Here is a 16,477-nt window from a genome sequence, read left to right as displayed (position 1 = left end):
TTACGATTTCTTTTTGCTTAAATTTATCTCATGTCAATACTATTCTTATTTTCATGTACAGCAACCGCGCTTTAATCAATCCGCCGAAATTATCTTCTGAAAAATCGCTTAAAACACTGGTAGAAAACCGCACGGTTTATTCGTTGAACAATTGCGAACTCAACCTGTTTGAAACCTATCAATCGTCTGCTTTGGTACCTTTGAAATTCAACGATTTGGTGGTAACAAGCATGCTTCGCGGCAAGAAAGTCATGCATCTTTTTGATGATCCTGAATTTGATTATCTTCCGGGAGAAACGGTGATGATACCGTCGAATGTTGAAATGAAGATTGATTTTCCCGAAGCCACGCCCAACAATCCGACGCAATGCCTCGCGCTAGCCATCGACCAGAGCAAAATTTCAGATACATTGCATTTACTGAACGAGCGTTATCCGAAAGACGGAAAAGACCATTTCTGGCAACTGGATTACCAGAATTATTTCTTTTATAATAATGTCGAATTGGCGTCGACCATCAATAAACTCATCAACGAATGCATGAGCGCTTCGATTACGAAAGATGTTTTAGCCGATTTGACTTTACAGGAATTGCTGATTCGAATCATTCAAACGCAAACCGTAAAAGCCATTGACAACAGTGTTTTTACAGACACCAACAGCCCGATTAATCAGGTGGTGCAATACATCCGCCAGAATTTAAAGGAAAGCATTACGCTTAAAAATCTCAGCGACAAAGCCTGTATGAGCACGACTTCTTTTTATCGGTTTTTTAAAAGGGAATTGGGCATGAGCCCGATAGAATTTGTGTTGAGCGAGAAGATAAAATGTGCCAAGAAATTACTCAAAAACCCGGAATTGCAAATCAACGAAGTCTGTTATTTATCCGGATTTGAAGATTGCAATTACTTCATTCGGTTGTTTAAAAAATACGAAGGTATTACGCCGAAACAATATCAGTTATTGTATGTGAATTAGTTTTAGTTGACAGTTGGCGGTTTACAGTTTTAAGTATTGACCAAACACGAGCAACTGTTAATTGTAAACTGTTAACTCTCTTCCACAAATGTCAAAGGCACCAAATCCGAAAGTTCTTCAGGCGTAAACATCCGCGATTGTGTCAAAAACCGATACCCCATCGGAATTTCAAGCGAAAAACTCGAACCGCGTCCTTCCGTTACATGAATCGTAAGTTGCGTATATTGCCAGTATTCGAATTGGTCTTTGTTCATCCAGAATTCACAGCCGTCAATTTCGCCGAGGCAAACGTCGCTTTGTCCTAAAATGAAATCGCCTTTTTCAAAACACATCGGTTGCGAGCCGTCGCAGCAGCCGCCACTTTGGTGGAACATCAGTTCACCATATTTTGATTTTAATTGTGAAATTAATGCGCTGGCTTCGGGTGTAATTTTTACTCTTTCGGTCATGATTTTAAAATTTATTATCAGCCACGAATTTCCACAAATTTAATTCGTGATAATTTGTGTAATTCGTGGCTGAAAATTTAAAAACCCGGCAACCACAAAGATTCCCGGGCTTTTACCAACAAACTAAATTAAAACATTTTAAAAGAATCCTAATTTATTTTTATCGTAAGAAATCAGCATATTTTTTGTCTGGCGGTAATGCTCGAGCATCATTTTATGGTTCTCGCGTCCGAACCCTGATTTTTTGTAACCACCAAATGGCGCGTGTGCCGGATAAGCATGGTAATTGTTCACCCACACCCTGCCCGCTTTGATGGCGCGCGGCACCTGATACAATTCGTGTGCATCGCGTGTCCATACGCCGGCTCCTAAACCGTACATCGTGTCATTGGCGATTTCTATGGCTTCTTCAACGGTTTTGAAAGTCGTAACGCAGGTTACCTGGACCAAATATTTCTTCCTGGAAAATACGCATTTTATTGTGACCTTTGAAAATTGTCGGCTGGATGTAAAATCCGCCAGCGAGTTCGCCGTCAAGTTTGTTGACTTCGCCGCCGGTTAAAACTTCGGCGCCTTCTTCCCTGCCGATTTTCAAATACGACTGGATTTTTTCATATTGGTCATTCGATGCCTGCGCGCCCATCATTACGGTTCCGTCAAGCGGATGTCCGGTTTTGATGGCTTTGGTACGTGCAATTACGCGCTCCATGAATTTATCGTAAATGTCTTCCTGCACTAAAATTCGTGACGGACAGGTACAGACTTCGCCTTGATTCAATGCAAATAAAACAGCGCCTTCAACAGCTTTATCGAAAAAGGCATCATCAGCATCAGCGACTGAAGAAAAGAAAATGTTTGGAGATTTTCCGCCCAATTCCATCGTAACCGGAATCAAGTTTTCGGAAGCATATTGCATGATGAGACGGCCGGTTGTAGTTTCGCCGGTAAAAGAAACTTTAGCGATCCTGTCTGACTGCGCGAGTGGTTTTCCGGCTTCCTGGCCGAAACCTGTGATGATGTTGAGAACGCCCGGCGGCAGTAAATCGCCAATCAACTCCATCAAAACCATGATTGAGGTTGGTGTTTGTTCCGCAGGTTTTACAACACAGCAATTTCCTGCTGCTAAAGCCGGGGCGATTTTCCATGTTGCCATTAAAAGCGGGAAATTCCACGGAATGATTTGCCCGACAACACCTAAAGGTTCAGTGAGGCAAATCGAAACGGTATTTTCATCGTGTTCAGAAATCGTGCCTTCTTCTGCACGGATAACACCAGCAAAATAGCGGAAATGGTCTACAACTAAAGGTAAATCGGCTGCGCGGGTTTCGCGGATCGCCTTTCCGTTGTCAATGGCTTCAACAACGGCAAGATATTCAAGATTGGCTTCAATTTTATCGGCGATTTTATTGAGTATGCCACTTCTGTAGGCTGCAGAACTTTTTCCCAGGTTTTGAACGCTTCGTGTGCCGCGTCAAGTGCTAAATTCACATCTGCTTTTGTAGAACGCGCGGCTTTTGTAAATACTTTTCCGTCAATCGGAGAACTGTTTTCGAAGTAACCTCCTTCGACTGGCGCGACAAATTTTCCGCCGATATAATTTTCATACTGTGCCTTAAATTCAGGTCTTTGTGCAATATCGCTCATAATTTTTACATTTTGATTTCTCCAAAAGTAACTTTATGTACGAAAACGTTATAGCACAAATCGGTCAGGTTATAGCATCAAATGTTCAAATTAGATTGGGATTGTGAGATTGCTATCAATCTTTATTATTGGTGTCAGTCGTAAGAAAATCTTCATCGGCGTGGTGCATGTTCGAAACTGTCTTTACAAAATCGGATTTGCTGCTTTCGAAATACGCTTTGTCATTGATGTTGAATTCTTTTCCCGGAATATCACTTTCGCTTTTGCTTTTCATTTTATCGGGATTTTCCTCAAAAGTGCGGTTTTCAGGAATTGGCGGATTGGTCACGTTTTCAGCATTGCCGTCGCCTTCAACTTTATAACCGTCAATATTTTTATTTCTGTCGGAATCTTTATCTGAATTTGCCATGATTTAAAAATTTAATGGGTTTCGATAAAATTACGACTTCATGCAAAGGAATTGGTTATATAACTTTCACGGAATTTTATCAGATTCAGATATAAAAAAGCGCCAGTATTGCGGCGCTTCTTGATTTTATTTGAAAACATCTTTTCCTTTTCCTGTGGTGATTAAACTGGAAAGACTGTCCTGAATCAGCATTCCCCAGGCATTCGAGCACGAATCAAAGCATTCGAATTCAGGCACTAATCCGGAATGCGTAAAGCGGACTTGCGTTTTATTATTGATTTCAACAATTTCAAAAATGATTTTTGTATCGTTCCATTCCTGTTTGTTTTTGGTGAAACTCAGCGCGCTTTCGGTCACCAGCCAAACTACCTTTTTATCAGGAATAACCTCGATAATCCGCTGTTTCGAATAATGGACGTCTTTCATTTGGTATGTGAATTCATCGCCCTCGTTTGAAGTATTGCCAGTGATTTCGCCCTGCCACCAACCGCGCACATTGTTGATTGCGTTGAAAACTTCGTGCGGCGACTTATCAACAAAGAAAGTGGTCGTAAAACCTGACAGTTTTTGTTCATCATCCGTCTGTGGTTTGTCTTTTCCGTTTGGCTCGCCTTTTCCGGTCATGATCAGATTGTAGAGGCTTTTACCAATGTATGTATCCCAGGCATTGCGGCAGATATCGTAACATTCATATTGCGGAACGAGGCCTTTTTGGGTGAAATGCAATTCGGTTTTGCCTGATTTTTCAGTGATTTCGAAAATCAGTTTATTGCCTTTCCACTCATTTTTATCTTCGGTAAAACTGAAATAATTGGCTGTGACTTCCCAAACTACTTTCTTTCCCGGGACAAATTCAGTAATTTTCATTTTACACCGGTGCACATCCTGATAATGGTAATCGAATTCGGCGCCAAGCTTGTTAGTATCGCCTTCAATTTCTTCGCTCCACCAGCCACGAACGTTGTTAATCGCGTTGAAAACTTCAATAGGCGTTTTATCAATTGTAATTGTGATATTGTAATCTGCTGTAATCATGTTTATAGTTTTAAGTTGTTATTTAAGTAAGACCAATTGCCCTGTATGGTACGACAAATGCGTTGTTCTTGTAATGATGATGTTAAGTTTGTTTCGATGCGGTTCATTGGCGAAATCTTCGGCAGAAACCGCTGCATGCTTTTCAAACCACTGCTCCGGCGATAAACTGTCAAATTGTTGCTGCAGCCATTGGCATTGGGTTGTCCAATACTTCCTTAATTCAGAAACTGATGGGATAATTGCAGCAGTTTTGTCTGGATCAGCTAAAAAAGGCGTGTGCAATTCCGGGTATAATTTTTCTCCGAGACCAAGCAAAATTATCATATCATCATGCACAGCAATCAGGTGACCTAAAAGATAGATTCCTCTGTTCTTTCCTGGCGCAATTTCTTTCATCAGTTTCTCATCTGTGAGTGAATTGATGTGGTTATCGCAATTTTTCAACGCACCGTACCAGCGGTCTAATACCATTTTGATTATTAATTGATTTGTCGTCATTTGGTTTATTTTGAATTTGTAGTACAAAGATATTGTCTGATTTGTATTTTTATAAGGTGTAAAAAAGACATTATTACGGGTTGATTAAGACAATTCTAATTGTTATTTTTACAAAAAATAAACTGATGAAACATCTTACTATCTTAGTTCCTGAAGGAGAAAACAATCTCTCCAGTATCACCGGCGCTTATGAAATATTCAGGAAAGCCAATGAATTTCAGATAAAAGCCGGTAAACAGGAATTGTTCTCTATTCAGCTTGCAGGTGTTTCAGAAGCAATAAAATTCAACAATGGGTTATTTTGCGTAAAACCACACACGCACATTTCAGCAATCGAAAGAACTGACCTGATTATTATACCTTCATTAAATCATAATTACGAGCAATCTGTCGCAGGAAATACAGAAATAATCGATTGGATTACAAACCAATATAAACATGGTGCAGCTATTGCAACTATTTGCACGGGCGCTTTTCTCTTGGCAGCTGCAGGTCTTCTCGAAGGGAAAAGCTGTTCTACACATTGGTCAGTTGCGAATAATTTCAGGGAAATGTTCCCAAAAGTTAATTTACAGACCGATCGATTAATCACCGACGAAAACGGGCTTTACACCAACGGTGGCGCATATTCATTCTTAAATCTGATGATTTATCTCATCGAAAAATATTACGACAGGCAGACTGCCATTTTCTGCTCGAAAGTATTCCAGATTGAAATTGAAAGGAACAGCCAGTCTCAGTTCGCCATATTTACAGGCCAGAAACAGCACGGTGACGAAATGGTCATTGAAGCGCAGATTTATATTGAAAACCGCCAGCACGAAAAGGTTTCTATAGATGAATTGTCTTCGAAATTAGCTGTCGGCAGGAGAAATTTTGACCGTCGTTTCATCAAAGCCACTGGCAATACGCCGCTGGAATATTCACAACGGGTAAAAATAGAATCTGCCAAAAAAGCTATAGAAATGGGAAGAAAAACCATCAATGAAGTCATGTATGAAGTGGGGTATTCCGATCAGAAAGCATTTCGCGAAGTGTTTAGAAAAATCACAGGGATGTCTCCTTTAGAATATCGGAATAAGTACAATAAAGAAGTGAAAATTTAAATTTAGATTTCAATTGATTTGGCATGGCATTTCCAAATTCGTCATTGTCTGATTATAAAAAAGACACCTTCTGAATGAACTCAAAATTTTAACAATTTTTACGGCATTTCCGTAACTAACAAATCAGATTATTTCGTAGGGATGCATCACCCCTTCCCTGAAGGTAAAATACAAATTATTTCGCCACGTTGTATTACGGGTTCGCCGTAGTTTTTGTTAAATTTTTCGTATGATCGTTGAAATCGAAATTATTTATCCAGCCTTTTATCCATCACCCGTTCCATATAATCCTGAATGAACGCTTTGCAAAGTGTTTCAAGCAGATTCATTTCGGCATTTCTTTGTCCGATAAGGTTGTTTTGCAGTGCCTTGTCATCTTTTGCATAAAAACCAATCGCCTTTTTGCCGTCGAAAGTACAAATATAATCGCCTGAGAAGAATTGGTACATATTCGCCGAGTATCGCACTACGAAAGGTTTCACTTTTGAATCGCCCACCAGGCTCCTGCCCCAGCTCCTGAATGGTTTCTGATAGCCAACGATATCGAGGATTGTCGGATAAATGTCGATTTGCTGCGCCCAGTCTTTGTTCACGCCGACGTATTTTCCGTTCGGATCATAAATAAGCATCGCGACTGAATTTTTGTTGAACTCCTTTTTATATTCGTCATAATAAATCGTATTGCCGTGATCGCCAACCATTACGAAAATCGTATTTTTAAACCACGGCTGCGTTTTGGCCTTCGCGAAAAATTGCTTCAGGGCATAATCTGTATAGCCGATGCATTTGTGGATGTTGACATTGCCTTCAGGGAATTTACCTTTGTACTTCGCCGGAATCTGGTATGGTTCATGCGAAGAAACCGAAAATAAGGTCGCCAGGAAAGGTTGTTTTTGCGTATTCAAATTCGCATCAAAAAACTGAAAGAAGGGCTCATCCCAAATGCCCCAGACACCATCAAAATCGGCGTCATTATTATATTCGGTTTTACCGTAATATTTATCGACACCGAGAATATTCGCATAACCCAAAAATCCCATCGAGCCATTCGGTGCGCCGTGGAAGAATGAAGTCGAATAGCCTTCGCTTTCCAGCGCAGATACCAATGATTCTGTTTTTTGCTTTGGATATGGCGACGAAGTAAATGCATCTTTGAATGACGGAATTCCGGCCAAAACCGAAGAAACTGCATGAATCGATTTGTAACCGTTCGAATACGCATTCGTAAAAATTAAGCTATGCTGCGCCAATGAATCGACAAACGGCGTGTAGCTTTTGTAATTCGGGATTTTCATGTCTTTATTGAGGCAGCCATAATATTCTTTGGCGTTGCTTTCAAGGATGAAAATCACGATATTCGGCTTTGTCGGCGGATTGTTTCTGTATTGTTTTACAGGAACAACCAGCGAATTGATTGTCGCCGAAGACACCAAATTCACTTTCTTAAAGCTGTTGCTGAACATCGTTCTGATAATGGCGAATGGCGTATTCAGAACCACATCGGCCTGAGCGGGATTGCTAACATAACGGTTCGCGTCGATTAAATTTATCGGTCGCGTGCTTTTCTTAAAATCACCTCTTATTGCGCCAATCGTCAATGTTGCAATCAGCAGGAACATGGCGGTTGAGAATAGAAAATATTTCAGTCCTGACACGATATCAATCCTGAAAACTACATGTTTCAGCGTCACTTTTTTATAAAGGTAAATCCATAACCACGAGAACAGGATAAACAGCACAAAAACATGCCAGTAATGAATGAGGAAATTAAAAAACAACAATCCTTTATTAGATTCATTTTTAAGTGAATCAAACATGGCGATTGTTGACCTTCCGAAGTTAAAGCGGTAATAAATAAAATCGACGAAATTCGTTGCGTAAGCCACAAGATTCGTAACAAAATACAGGTAAAACAGGAATTTCTGATACCCAACCCGCGTATTGACTACAAGCGGCAATGCTGAAAATACGATAAAAAGCATGTTCACATACAAGATTGCAGTATTGTCGAATGCGATGCCATGATAATATAACCGCAGGTATTCGGCAACGCCATTAATTTGTATCAGATCTGTATTGTACAAAAAGAAAAGCAGCCGCGCCAGAAAATAGAAACAATAAACCAATAATATTCTGTACAACAATACTTTATATTCGTTAAGTCTCGGGATTTTGTTCATAAGAAATGTAACTTCGTTGAAATTGGTGTGTAAAATTAAGCTTTTGACTTTCGACTTTCAACTTTCGACTATTTTTTTCATTAATTTGCATAAAAATATACCTCCAAAAATGGCCAATATCACGCGTCTTTTCGAATTTCCATATTATCAGCTTGAAAAAAACGATTTGCCTGATGCGCTCGTTACCAAATATCACGGCGTTTGGGTAAAAACTTCGACTTCTGAATATATCGCAAAAGCGAATACCATTTCGCGTGCGCTGTTGCGGATGGGCATCCAAAAAGATGATAAAATTGCCGTAATCTCAACCAGCAATCGTACAGAATGGAACATACTCGATATCGGAATTTTGCAAACCGGAGCGCAGAACGTGCCGATTTATCCGACGATTTCCGAAGACGATTACGAATACATCCTCAATCATTCGGGTTCGATTTATTGTTTTGTTTCAGATGCGGAAGTGCTTCGGAAAGTTAATTTGATCAAACACAAAGTGCCGGCATTATTGGGCGTTTATAGCTTTGATGAAATTTCGGACTGTAATAATTGGACCGAATTGCTTGAAACCGGAAAAGACGAAAGCAACCAAAATGAAGTTGAATCGCGGAAAGCTGCCATTTCTACTGAAGATTTAGCCACAATCATCTACACTTCAGGCACGACAGGAAGGCCGAAAGGCGTAATGCTTTCTCATAAAAATATCGTTTCTAACGTTTTGGGAAGCGCGCCGAGAATTCCGTTTGAAGAAGGCCAAAGCCGGGCGCTGAGCTTCCTTCCGATCTGCCATATTTACGAAAGGATGATTTTGTATATCTACCAATATTACAGCGTTTCGGTTTACTTTGCTGAGTCGATTGATAAGTTGGTCGATAATCTGAAAGAAGCGCAACCGACCGTAATCACTGCCGTTCCGCGATTGCTTGAAAAAGTTTACGATAGAATTTATGCCAAAGGCGCAGAACTGACCGGCGTTAAAAAGAAACTTTTTTTCTGGGCAATCGACCTCGGATTAAAATACAAGCCTTACGGTGAAAACGGATTTTGGTATGAATTCCAGCTCGGCATTGCCCGCAAATTGATTTTCAGCAAATGGAAAGAAGGACTTGGCGGCAATCTTGACTTAATGGTTTCAGGAAGCGCAGCTTTGCAGCCAAGACTGGCATGCATTTTCGCTGCCGCCGAAATCAATGTGATGGAAGGCTACGGATTGACGGAAACTTCGCCCGTAATTGCGGTAAATGATATGAGAAACCGCGGCTTTAAAGTCGGAACTGTTGGGAAAGTAATCGAAAACGTAGAAGTCAAAATCGCGGCCGACGGAGAAATTCTCTGCAAAGGCCCGAATGTGATGATGGGTTATTACAAAGATCCTGAAAAAACCGCTGAAGCCATTATCGACGGGTATTTCCATACAGGTGATATCGGCGAGATTGACAGCGAAGGGTTCCTGAAAATTACCGATCGTAAGAAAGAAATGTTCAAGACTTCCGGTGGTAAATATGTTGCGCCGCAATTGCTTGAAAATGCGATGAAACAATCCCGTTTCATTGGCGAAGTCATGGTCATCGGCGAAGGCGAAAAAATGCCGGCTGCCTTTATTCAGCCTGATTTTGATTTCGTAAAACACTGGGCAGAAAAGAAACACCTCAACATAGGCAATACCAATGCGGAAATCGTGCAAAACGCCGAAGTAAAGCAAAGGATCCAGGAAGAAATTGATGCCTGCAACGAAAAATTCGGCAATTGGGAAAAGGTAAAGAAATTTGAACTTACACCTGAAATCTGGTCGATTAATGAAGGCCATCTTACGCCAACTTTAAAATTGAAGCGCAAGATTATTATGGAGAAATATAAAAATCTTTATGAGAAGATTTACGGGAATAATTAAAATTACAACTCCTCTACACGAGGAGTTTTTTATTCCAATTGGTCAAGCGGACTTATGATTTTCCTGATTTTATTATCCGTTACTGCCGTATAAAGTAAAGTCGTCTGGATGTTGTTATGCCCGAGCAATTCCTGAATGAACCTGATGTCTGTTCCTTGTTCCAGCAAATGTGTCGCAAAACTGTGCCTCAGGCTGTGAATGCCGACTTTCTTACTGCAACCGCTTTTATCGAGTGCTGTTTTAAAAACCTGTTGTACACTCCTGACAGAATATTTACCGCCGTCTTCGCCTTCAAAAAGATAATTTTTAGGTTTATACATTAAATAATAATGGCGCAATTGCTCCAAAATACTAACCGGCAAATTAGCATAACGGTCTTTTTTACCTTTACCTCGCTCTACTAAAACCTGCATATTTTTGCTGTCGATGTCTGCGATTTTAAGTGCGATGACTTCGGAAACACGCAAGCCCATTCCGTAGCAAAGTTTCAGCATTGTGTTGTGTTTTAGGTTGGTGGTGACTTCAAAAATCTTTTTGACAATTTCCGGCGCGATGACTTTCGGTAATTTCTGTGGTTTTTTCGGACGCGGAATATCGAAGAAAAATTGTGTTCGTCTTAAAACCTTTTCATAATAAAATTTGAGCGCATTGATTCTGCTATGGATGACGGATTCAGAACATTTTTCTCTATTAATGCAATGTAAAATGTAATCGCGAAGCTGCTCTTCATCACAATCGGATGCTGAAAAATCTCCGAGATAATGCAGGAAAATGCCAAATTGGTTTCGGTAGAACTCAAGGTTTTCAGACTGTAACCTTTTAATTGCAGTTGTTCGATGTAACGTTGAAAAACGTATTGATTTATGGGATGGATTCTTGAAAAAACAGATTTTCCGGAACTGTAATCAAGTTGAAAAAGCTTTCTGTTTTCGGGCGTATCAGGCAGATGCCACACTTTTTTCGACTGGCTCCAGGCAGCGCCTTCGATTTTACGGATGCGGGCATTCCGCTCGACGGTTATTTCAAAATAAACCGCAATGCGGCTTTCACGGTTGTGGGTGATGATTTTGGCTTCCCAGTTCATTTTGGCTCATATTGGTTATAAAGGCTTGGAGGTGAACTCAAATTTAAGAAGAAAAATTTGAAATTCTGTATTGATGGGTAAAACTATTACTTGTGGATTTGGATAAAACTTTAACAATTTTTACGGGAAACCCGTAACCAAAAAGCTTTATATTTTCGTAGGGATGCATTCTCCCCTTCCCTGAAGGTAAAATACGATTTTTTTCAATAGCTTGTATTACGGGAAAGCCGTAAAAATTGTTAATTTTTTTAGCGCTTAAGAAAAAAAAAACGCCCGTACTTTTCAGCACGGGCGCACTCCCAATTAAAAAAAGTGTTTACTAATAAACTGCCTTCTTTGTTATTACTTCATTTTGGTCTGAAGTGATTTGCACGAGCAGTACCTGCTGCTCCGCTTTTAGATCAGTTAAAGCTGCCGTTGATGCATTGATGTCATTTTCTTCGTAAACCAATCGGCCGCGTACATCGAAAACTTTTACATTTTTGATGATGGTCTTTCCTGCGTTGATTTTGAAAATATTATTTTCCTTGTAAAGTACTATACTATCCGGATTCAAAGCAGGAACATCAATTCCGAGATTTGTATTTTGGTAAACGATCTCAAAACGGTTGGTGAAATTACCTTCCGCGGAAGCGAAATCATAAGGCGCGGCTTTTAGGTTATGAACAATTCCGAGCAAATTATCTTTGAGGAAAACGGCTTGTCCTTCACCTTCAAAGTCTTCAAACAATCCGTCAGAATGGTCAATGCTAATGCTGAAATCTCCTGCCGCAATCGCCTTGAAAGCTAACGGAACGATATCAGTATCAACAAACGGCAATGCACGCGCCTGAATGTTGTATTTGTCTTCGCCAATCATCGAAGCGATGTTGTTGATGCTTCCTTCAATCTGTTTCGCGTCAATCGATACGTCAGCATCCTGCGTCGCACCTTCCATATAACCAATTAGAATCTGGTTTTGCATGCCGGTTGCGTTGGAAAGGTTCAGCCAAATCCTGTGTTTGTCACTGTTTGCGTCTCTGAAGAAAATCGCAGCATTGTTACCGGTACGCATCGAATTGGCGAATGTTGCAGTTCCCGAAGCGGTTGTTTTTAACAGGAAGCCCTGCCCTACTGCAATCGCGTTCGTCGGCGTAGCACCGCCTGCAGCCGAAGCTGTTCCGAATGTTGTATAAGTTGCATAATTCGCTCCTGAAGCCGCATCCTGGTTGGTGTGCGTCCAGAAATGACAGTGCACCCGGGTTTTGTGCAAGGAACAAACTCGCGCTCATCGCCGACGGATATGGATTACTCAACATATTAAAGCCTTTTCCGGCGTTTGTATAGGTAACCGGGATTGTCATCGTTCCGTTGTTCGGCACGCCGTTGAATACTCCGTTGAAAGTCGCTACCGTACCATTTGACGGGAAGTTGTTCGGCGCCCTGAGCATATAGCCTTTTGGCGGTGCGAATGATGTTCCGAGTGGTTCAGTAATTGATACGAAACTGTTCGTCGGTTCATCCAAAGTATAAAAGCGTGAACTGCCCGGAGCGGTTGGAAACTCTGGTGCATTCGTTGGTGAAACCGTATATGGAGAGAATAATTTCAAATCCTGACCGGCTACGGGAGAACCCCAATAGACGTAGTCGAGTCGGCGCATATTGGCATTGCGTTTCACTGTGATATTTCCTGAATTGTAATTCACTAAAGTATTCGCTGCCTGCAATAGATTCGCATTATTCTCAAAGGTAAGCGAAGCTCCCGGCGCAACGGTTACCATTCCGGGTACGCTGAAATCAAATCCGGAATTTACCGTGACCTGGGCATTATTATTTACCGTGAGTGTACAAGCAATTAAATCTGCCGTTGCGTTATAATTTCCTGCAATGATGGCCGCTTTTGTTGCGCTTGGCGTACCGTTGTTCCAGGCAGCGCCGTTCCAGGTTGTGGTTAATGTACAGGTTTGCGGCGAAACCATTAACGAAAACGCACCTCTTTCCGCCGTCGATTCTGAAAAGACGCGGATATAATAGACGGTGTTCGCGGTAAATCCTGTGTAAATTGCGGATGTACCTAAATCGGAGCAGTTTTTCTGGGTAAGACTGCCGCATGTTCCACTGTAAATCGCATAACCAACAACTGTCGGCGCCGACTGCGTCAATGCAACGTAAACGCTTGTACCGCTTCCGGTGTTAAAGCTATACCAGCTGTCATAATATGGAACCAGTGAACTTGAGCAGTTCGGATAAGGATTTATACTCGGTGTACTGCAGTAATTATCTGTACTTGTGATCACACCATTTACAAGCGGTTGCGCCGTAGCACAATCGTCATTTGTCATGGCAGGCGTACACGGAGCCGCACAACTAAGGTCGAGAACGTAAGCACCATACACAAATTGGTTCCCGCCACGTACCATTATCCAATAGGTCGTTACACCATCAGAATTGAAAGTCGCAGTTGATCTGTTGCCGTTGGTGCCGCAATTGTTGTCACCTCCTGCGATGTAGGTCAGATTTCCGGCTGTTCCTGTTGCAATCAACAATGATGTGTCATACGAAGAATTACACAAACTCACCGTCACCAATTTCGGAACTCCACCGCCATTGTAAGAATACCAGACGTTTTGAGTCAATTGTGAATTGACGCCAAACACTGCAGGATTAGGCTGGTCGTTAGAAGCATTTGTAGTATTTCCTGTTACGCTCGCACCGCAACTAATTGGTATTGCATTGGCGAAATTGTCATTCGAAGGCACATCAACCGTGGCTACAACTGTACCATTCGTATAAGTCGCACCATCCCAAATACCGCCCACTTGTGTGGCACTTACACCACCGTAAGTATATGGCGATGATGCTCCGTTGATTCTGGCGCGGCTGGCAAAATAAACCGTTTGCGCCGTCGGCAGTGTTTTCTGAATCGTATATTCATCATAATCAGCAATCACCGCAGGATTATAAGTAGCAAGTGTCCATGAACTCCATCCTGACGGATCGGTGTTGGTGGTGCTGGTACCTATCCAGAATTCAATATTAGGCGCTTGTCCGCTAATCCCCGGTTCTACATCGGTAACGCCATCTACTTTTACGTGGCCTTTCAGGGTAAATGGCTGCGTGGTAAATACGTTCATCACATTTGGTCCTTCAACCGTAGTAAGACTGGCCATTGGTCGCATATATATGCGATAAGCTGCCCAGACCAGGTGCCAGTGCCTGCGGCGCAATTCGCGCGTACATAAAATTCAGAATAGCCAAGCGGAAGTCCGCTTACCTCTAACGGAGCCGTAACATTCGGGTTTGATGGTGCGCCCGTTGGAACGTCCGCCGTACAATGCCGTAACATGCACGTCGAAACTTTCCGGGTTGCAATCAGCGATCCATTGCAATGAAGCTGTATTTTGGCTGATTTGTTTCGCCGTTAAACCGTTCGCAGGCGTACAAGCTCCTGTAGTGATGTAACGCCCTTTTATCCAGTTGCTGATTATACCAGTGTTTAACTGAAAATTGTTGAGTGTCCCGTTGTAATGCGCACCGGCACTTTTATCAGGAAGTGCGGTGATTCCGGTATTATTCATTTCGGGTGTTCCTTTGTTGAAATCATAATAAGCCAATGCACTTCCGGGCAGAACAGGCGCACCTGCGGCCATATCGGCAACAATGCTCGCTTGCGAAAGCGCAGTACTATACACCTTGATATCATCCATTGCGCCAAAGAAATAAGTATTTTCAGACGCGTTCTTTCCAATAGAAATATTGTGACTGCCATCAATCAGCAATGGCGTTCCTGAGAAAGTACCGCTTCCGGCGAGGCATCCGTTCCTATAGACCGTATAGCCAGAAGGTGTTATTACATATGCAATATGCATCCATGTATTTATCGTATAATTAACGGAGATGTCGGCAGTTGTCGTCAGCCACGATGCTCCGTCACCGATATCGGCATGAATGCTGCCATTGCTTTTGAGCGAAATATCAAAGGTAAAATCGCCGCCTTCCCTTGTACTGAAAATGTGCATATTCCTTTGGTCAAAAGGCTGCACCCAGGCTTCAACGGTATAGCTTCCCGATACGGTTTGCGGGTAAGGCGCAACACTTACGTAATCATCACCTCCATCAAAAAACAAGGCGTTATCGCCCGGTTGTGTTACGGTTACCGTTACCGTTTTACTCGCGTGGCAGCCGTTTTCATCTGTAGAAGTTACGGTATAAACCGTGTCTTCGAGCGGAGTAGCGATTACTGAACTTCCTGTAGTGGTATTGAGTCCGGTTGCCGGAGTCCACACATAATTACTACCGTTGAAAGCATACAGCGTAACGCTTCCGCCTTCGATGACAGACACATTTTCCTGTGCAACCGCAATTGGAAATACCGTGCGTATTGCAACAGTATAATAAGCCGTCTTCTCGCAACCATTGCCATCAGAAACGGTAACCACATAATCTGTGAATTGTGAAGGCGTTACGGTTACGGTCGCTCCGGTTGTTGAGCTCAGCCCGTTGGCCGGAGCCCAGGTGTAGCTTGTTCCGCCTGTAGCTGTCAATGTTATGCTTTCGCCCGGACAGATATCGCTGCGGCCACCGTTTTCACCATTAATTAAAGCGGTAAAACTACAAGCCGGCGGCATAAATTGTATGTAAAATCCGCCGATGTTAGACAAATCAGAAAAAACACGGATGTAGTAAGTCGTATTTGGCATAAGCGTCGCATCAGTAGTATTCGCGGTAGAAGCCTGGCAATACAATTCCGTAAGGTTCGAACAATCACCTGAATATATGGCATAACCGTAATCATGCCCTTGCGTTCCGGCAGTAACTTTAATCGTCATGGCGTTGTAATTCCCCGGATTAAAACTGTACCAGGTATCATATAGAGTGCCACTTGCACAAGATACCGGCACCGCACTTGGCGTGGAATATTGGTTGGAATTATAATTGTTAGCGCCTATTGTAACAGGTTTCGCACCGGAACATTCATCGTTCAAAAGGCTGACGTTAATAGTTCCGTTTACGAAATTGCTGCCATCCCAGTTACCGCCCTGTGTGCCGTTGGAACCTCCATAAGTAAAGACAGAATTGCTGCCGCCCATTCTGGCACGTGTCGCGAAATATCTCGTGGCCGGAATCGTGAATACAGTTTGTAATGTATATGCTTCGTAATTGGCCGTCACAGTTGCGTCATGGGTCGCCGGTTGCCATGCACCGCTGCTCCAGGTCGAAGGATCCGT

The 16,477-nt window shown here is 42.2% G+C and carries 12 protein-coding genes and 2 pseudogenes; 3 read left to right on the top strand and 11 right to left on the bottom strand.

Annotated elements, in window-relative coordinates:
• Positions 1 to 53 precede the first annotated feature (53 nt).
• Positions 54 to 977, top strand: coding sequence for an AraC family transcriptional regulator (locus ACSLFW_RS12980; protein WP_436556095.1), 924 nt, complete (start codon positions 54 to 56; stop codon positions 975 to 977).
• A 71-nt stretch (positions 978 to 1,048) separates the two neighbouring features.
• On the opposite strand, the gene ACSLFW_RS12975 is transcribed toward ACSLFW_RS12980, so the two are convergent.
• From ACSLFW_RS12975 to ACSLFW_RS12955, 5 genes and pseudogenes are all read right to left on the bottom strand, one after another.
• Complete coding sequence (locus tag ACSLFW_RS12975) at positions 1,049 to 1,426, bottom strand: DUF779 domain-containing protein (protein WP_436556094.1); 378 nt, start codon at positions 1,424 to 1,426, stop codon at positions 1,049 to 1,051.
• A 138-nt stretch (positions 1,427 to 1,564) separates the two neighbouring features.
• Positions 1,565 to 3,070, bottom strand: a pseudogene (locus ACSLFW_RS12970) (aldehyde dehydrogenase family protein).
• Positions 3,071 to 3,185: 115 nt separating this feature from the next.
• Entirely contained in the window at positions 3,186 to 3,479 is a 294-nt protein-coding gene (locus tag ACSLFW_RS12965) for a hypothetical protein (protein WP_436556093.1), read from the bottom strand.
• 126 nt (positions 3,480 to 3,605) lie between these two features.
• A complete protein-coding gene (locus ACSLFW_RS12960) occupies positions 3,606 to 4,514 on the bottom strand; it encodes an SRPBCC family protein (protein WP_436556092.1) in 909 nt (302 codons plus the stop codon).
• Positions 4,515 to 4,532: 18 nt separating this feature from the next.
• Positions 4,533 to 5,012, bottom strand: coding sequence for a DinB family protein (locus ACSLFW_RS12955; RefSeq protein ID WP_436556091.1), 480 nt, complete (start codon positions 5,010 to 5,012; stop codon positions 4,533 to 4,535).
• A gap of 125 nt (positions 5,013 to 5,137) precedes the next feature.
• Between ACSLFW_RS12955 and ACSLFW_RS12950 the strand changes: the two genes are divergently transcribed.
• Positions 5,138 to 6,118, top strand: a complete 981-nt coding sequence (locus tag ACSLFW_RS12950; protein WP_436556090.1) for a GlxA family transcriptional regulator — start codon at positions 5,138 to 5,140, stop codon at positions 6,116 to 6,118.
• Positions 6,119 to 6,366: 248 nt separating this feature from the next.
• Here the strand turns inward: ACSLFW_RS12950 and ACSLFW_RS12945 are convergent, their stop codons facing one another.
• Positions 6,367 to 8,298 carry an LTA synthase family protein gene (locus tag ACSLFW_RS12945; protein ID WP_436556089.1) on the bottom strand — a complete coding sequence of 644 codons (1,932 nt, stop codon included), beginning with the start codon at positions 8,296 to 8,298 and terminating at the stop codon, positions 6,367 to 6,369.
• A gap of 109 nt (positions 8,299 to 8,407) precedes the next feature.
• Between ACSLFW_RS12945 and ACSLFW_RS12940 the strand changes: the two genes are divergently transcribed.
• Positions 8,408 to 10,186, top strand: coding sequence for an AMP-dependent synthetase/ligase (locus tag ACSLFW_RS12940; RefSeq protein ID WP_436556088.1), 1,779 nt, complete (start codon positions 8,408 to 8,410; stop codon positions 10,184 to 10,186).
• Positions 10,187 to 10,215: 29 nt separating this feature from the next.
• Here ACSLFW_RS12940 and ACSLFW_RS12935 read toward each other — a convergent pair whose 3' ends face one another.
• The 5 genes and pseudogenes from ACSLFW_RS12935 to ACSLFW_RS12915 all read right to left on the bottom strand — a co-directional run bounded on the left by ACSLFW_RS12935 (position 10,216) and on the right by ACSLFW_RS12915 (position 16,420).
• The gene (locus ACSLFW_RS12935; protein WP_436556087.1) at positions 10,216 to 10,680 is read right to left on the bottom strand and encodes a tyrosine-type recombinase/integrase; all 465 of its coding nucleotides are present in this window, start codon (positions 10,678 to 10,680) and stop codon (positions 10,216 to 10,218) included.
• A 174-nt stretch (positions 10,681 to 10,854) separates the two neighbouring features.
• Positions 10,855 to 10,953: pseudogene (locus ACSLFW_RS12930) on the bottom strand (hypothetical protein); the annotation flags it as partial.
• Positions 10,954 to 11,589: 636 nt separating this feature from the next.
• Positions 11,590 to 12,324 (bottom strand): T9SS sorting signal type C domain-containing protein, encoded by a 735-nt coding sequence (locus ACSLFW_RS12925; RefSeq protein WP_436556086.1) that lies wholly within the window; start codon positions 12,322 to 12,324, stop codon positions 11,590 to 11,592.
• Positions 12,311 to 14,476, bottom strand: coding sequence for a hypothetical protein (locus ACSLFW_RS12920; protein ID WP_436556085.1), 2,166 nt, complete (start codon positions 14,474 to 14,476; stop codon positions 12,311 to 12,313). Before ACSLFW_RS12920 ends, ACSLFW_RS12925 begins: the two co-directional genes overlap by 14 nt.
• A gap of 18 nt (positions 14,477 to 14,494) precedes the next feature.
• Entirely contained in the window at positions 14,495 to 16,420 is a 1,926-nt protein-coding gene (locus ACSLFW_RS12915; RefSeq protein ID WP_436556084.1) for a LamG-like jellyroll fold domain-containing protein, read from the bottom strand.
• Between the last annotated feature and the right edge of the window lie 57 nt (positions 16,421 to 16,477).

The sequence above is a fragment of the Flavobacterium sp. 3HN19-14 genome (assembly GCF_051373205.1).
In the GTDB taxonomy this organism is placed as follows: domain Bacteria; phylum Bacteroidota; class Bacteroidia; order Flavobacteriales; family Flavobacteriaceae; genus Flavobacterium.
This window is presented reverse-complemented; position numbering and strand designations above follow the sequence as displayed.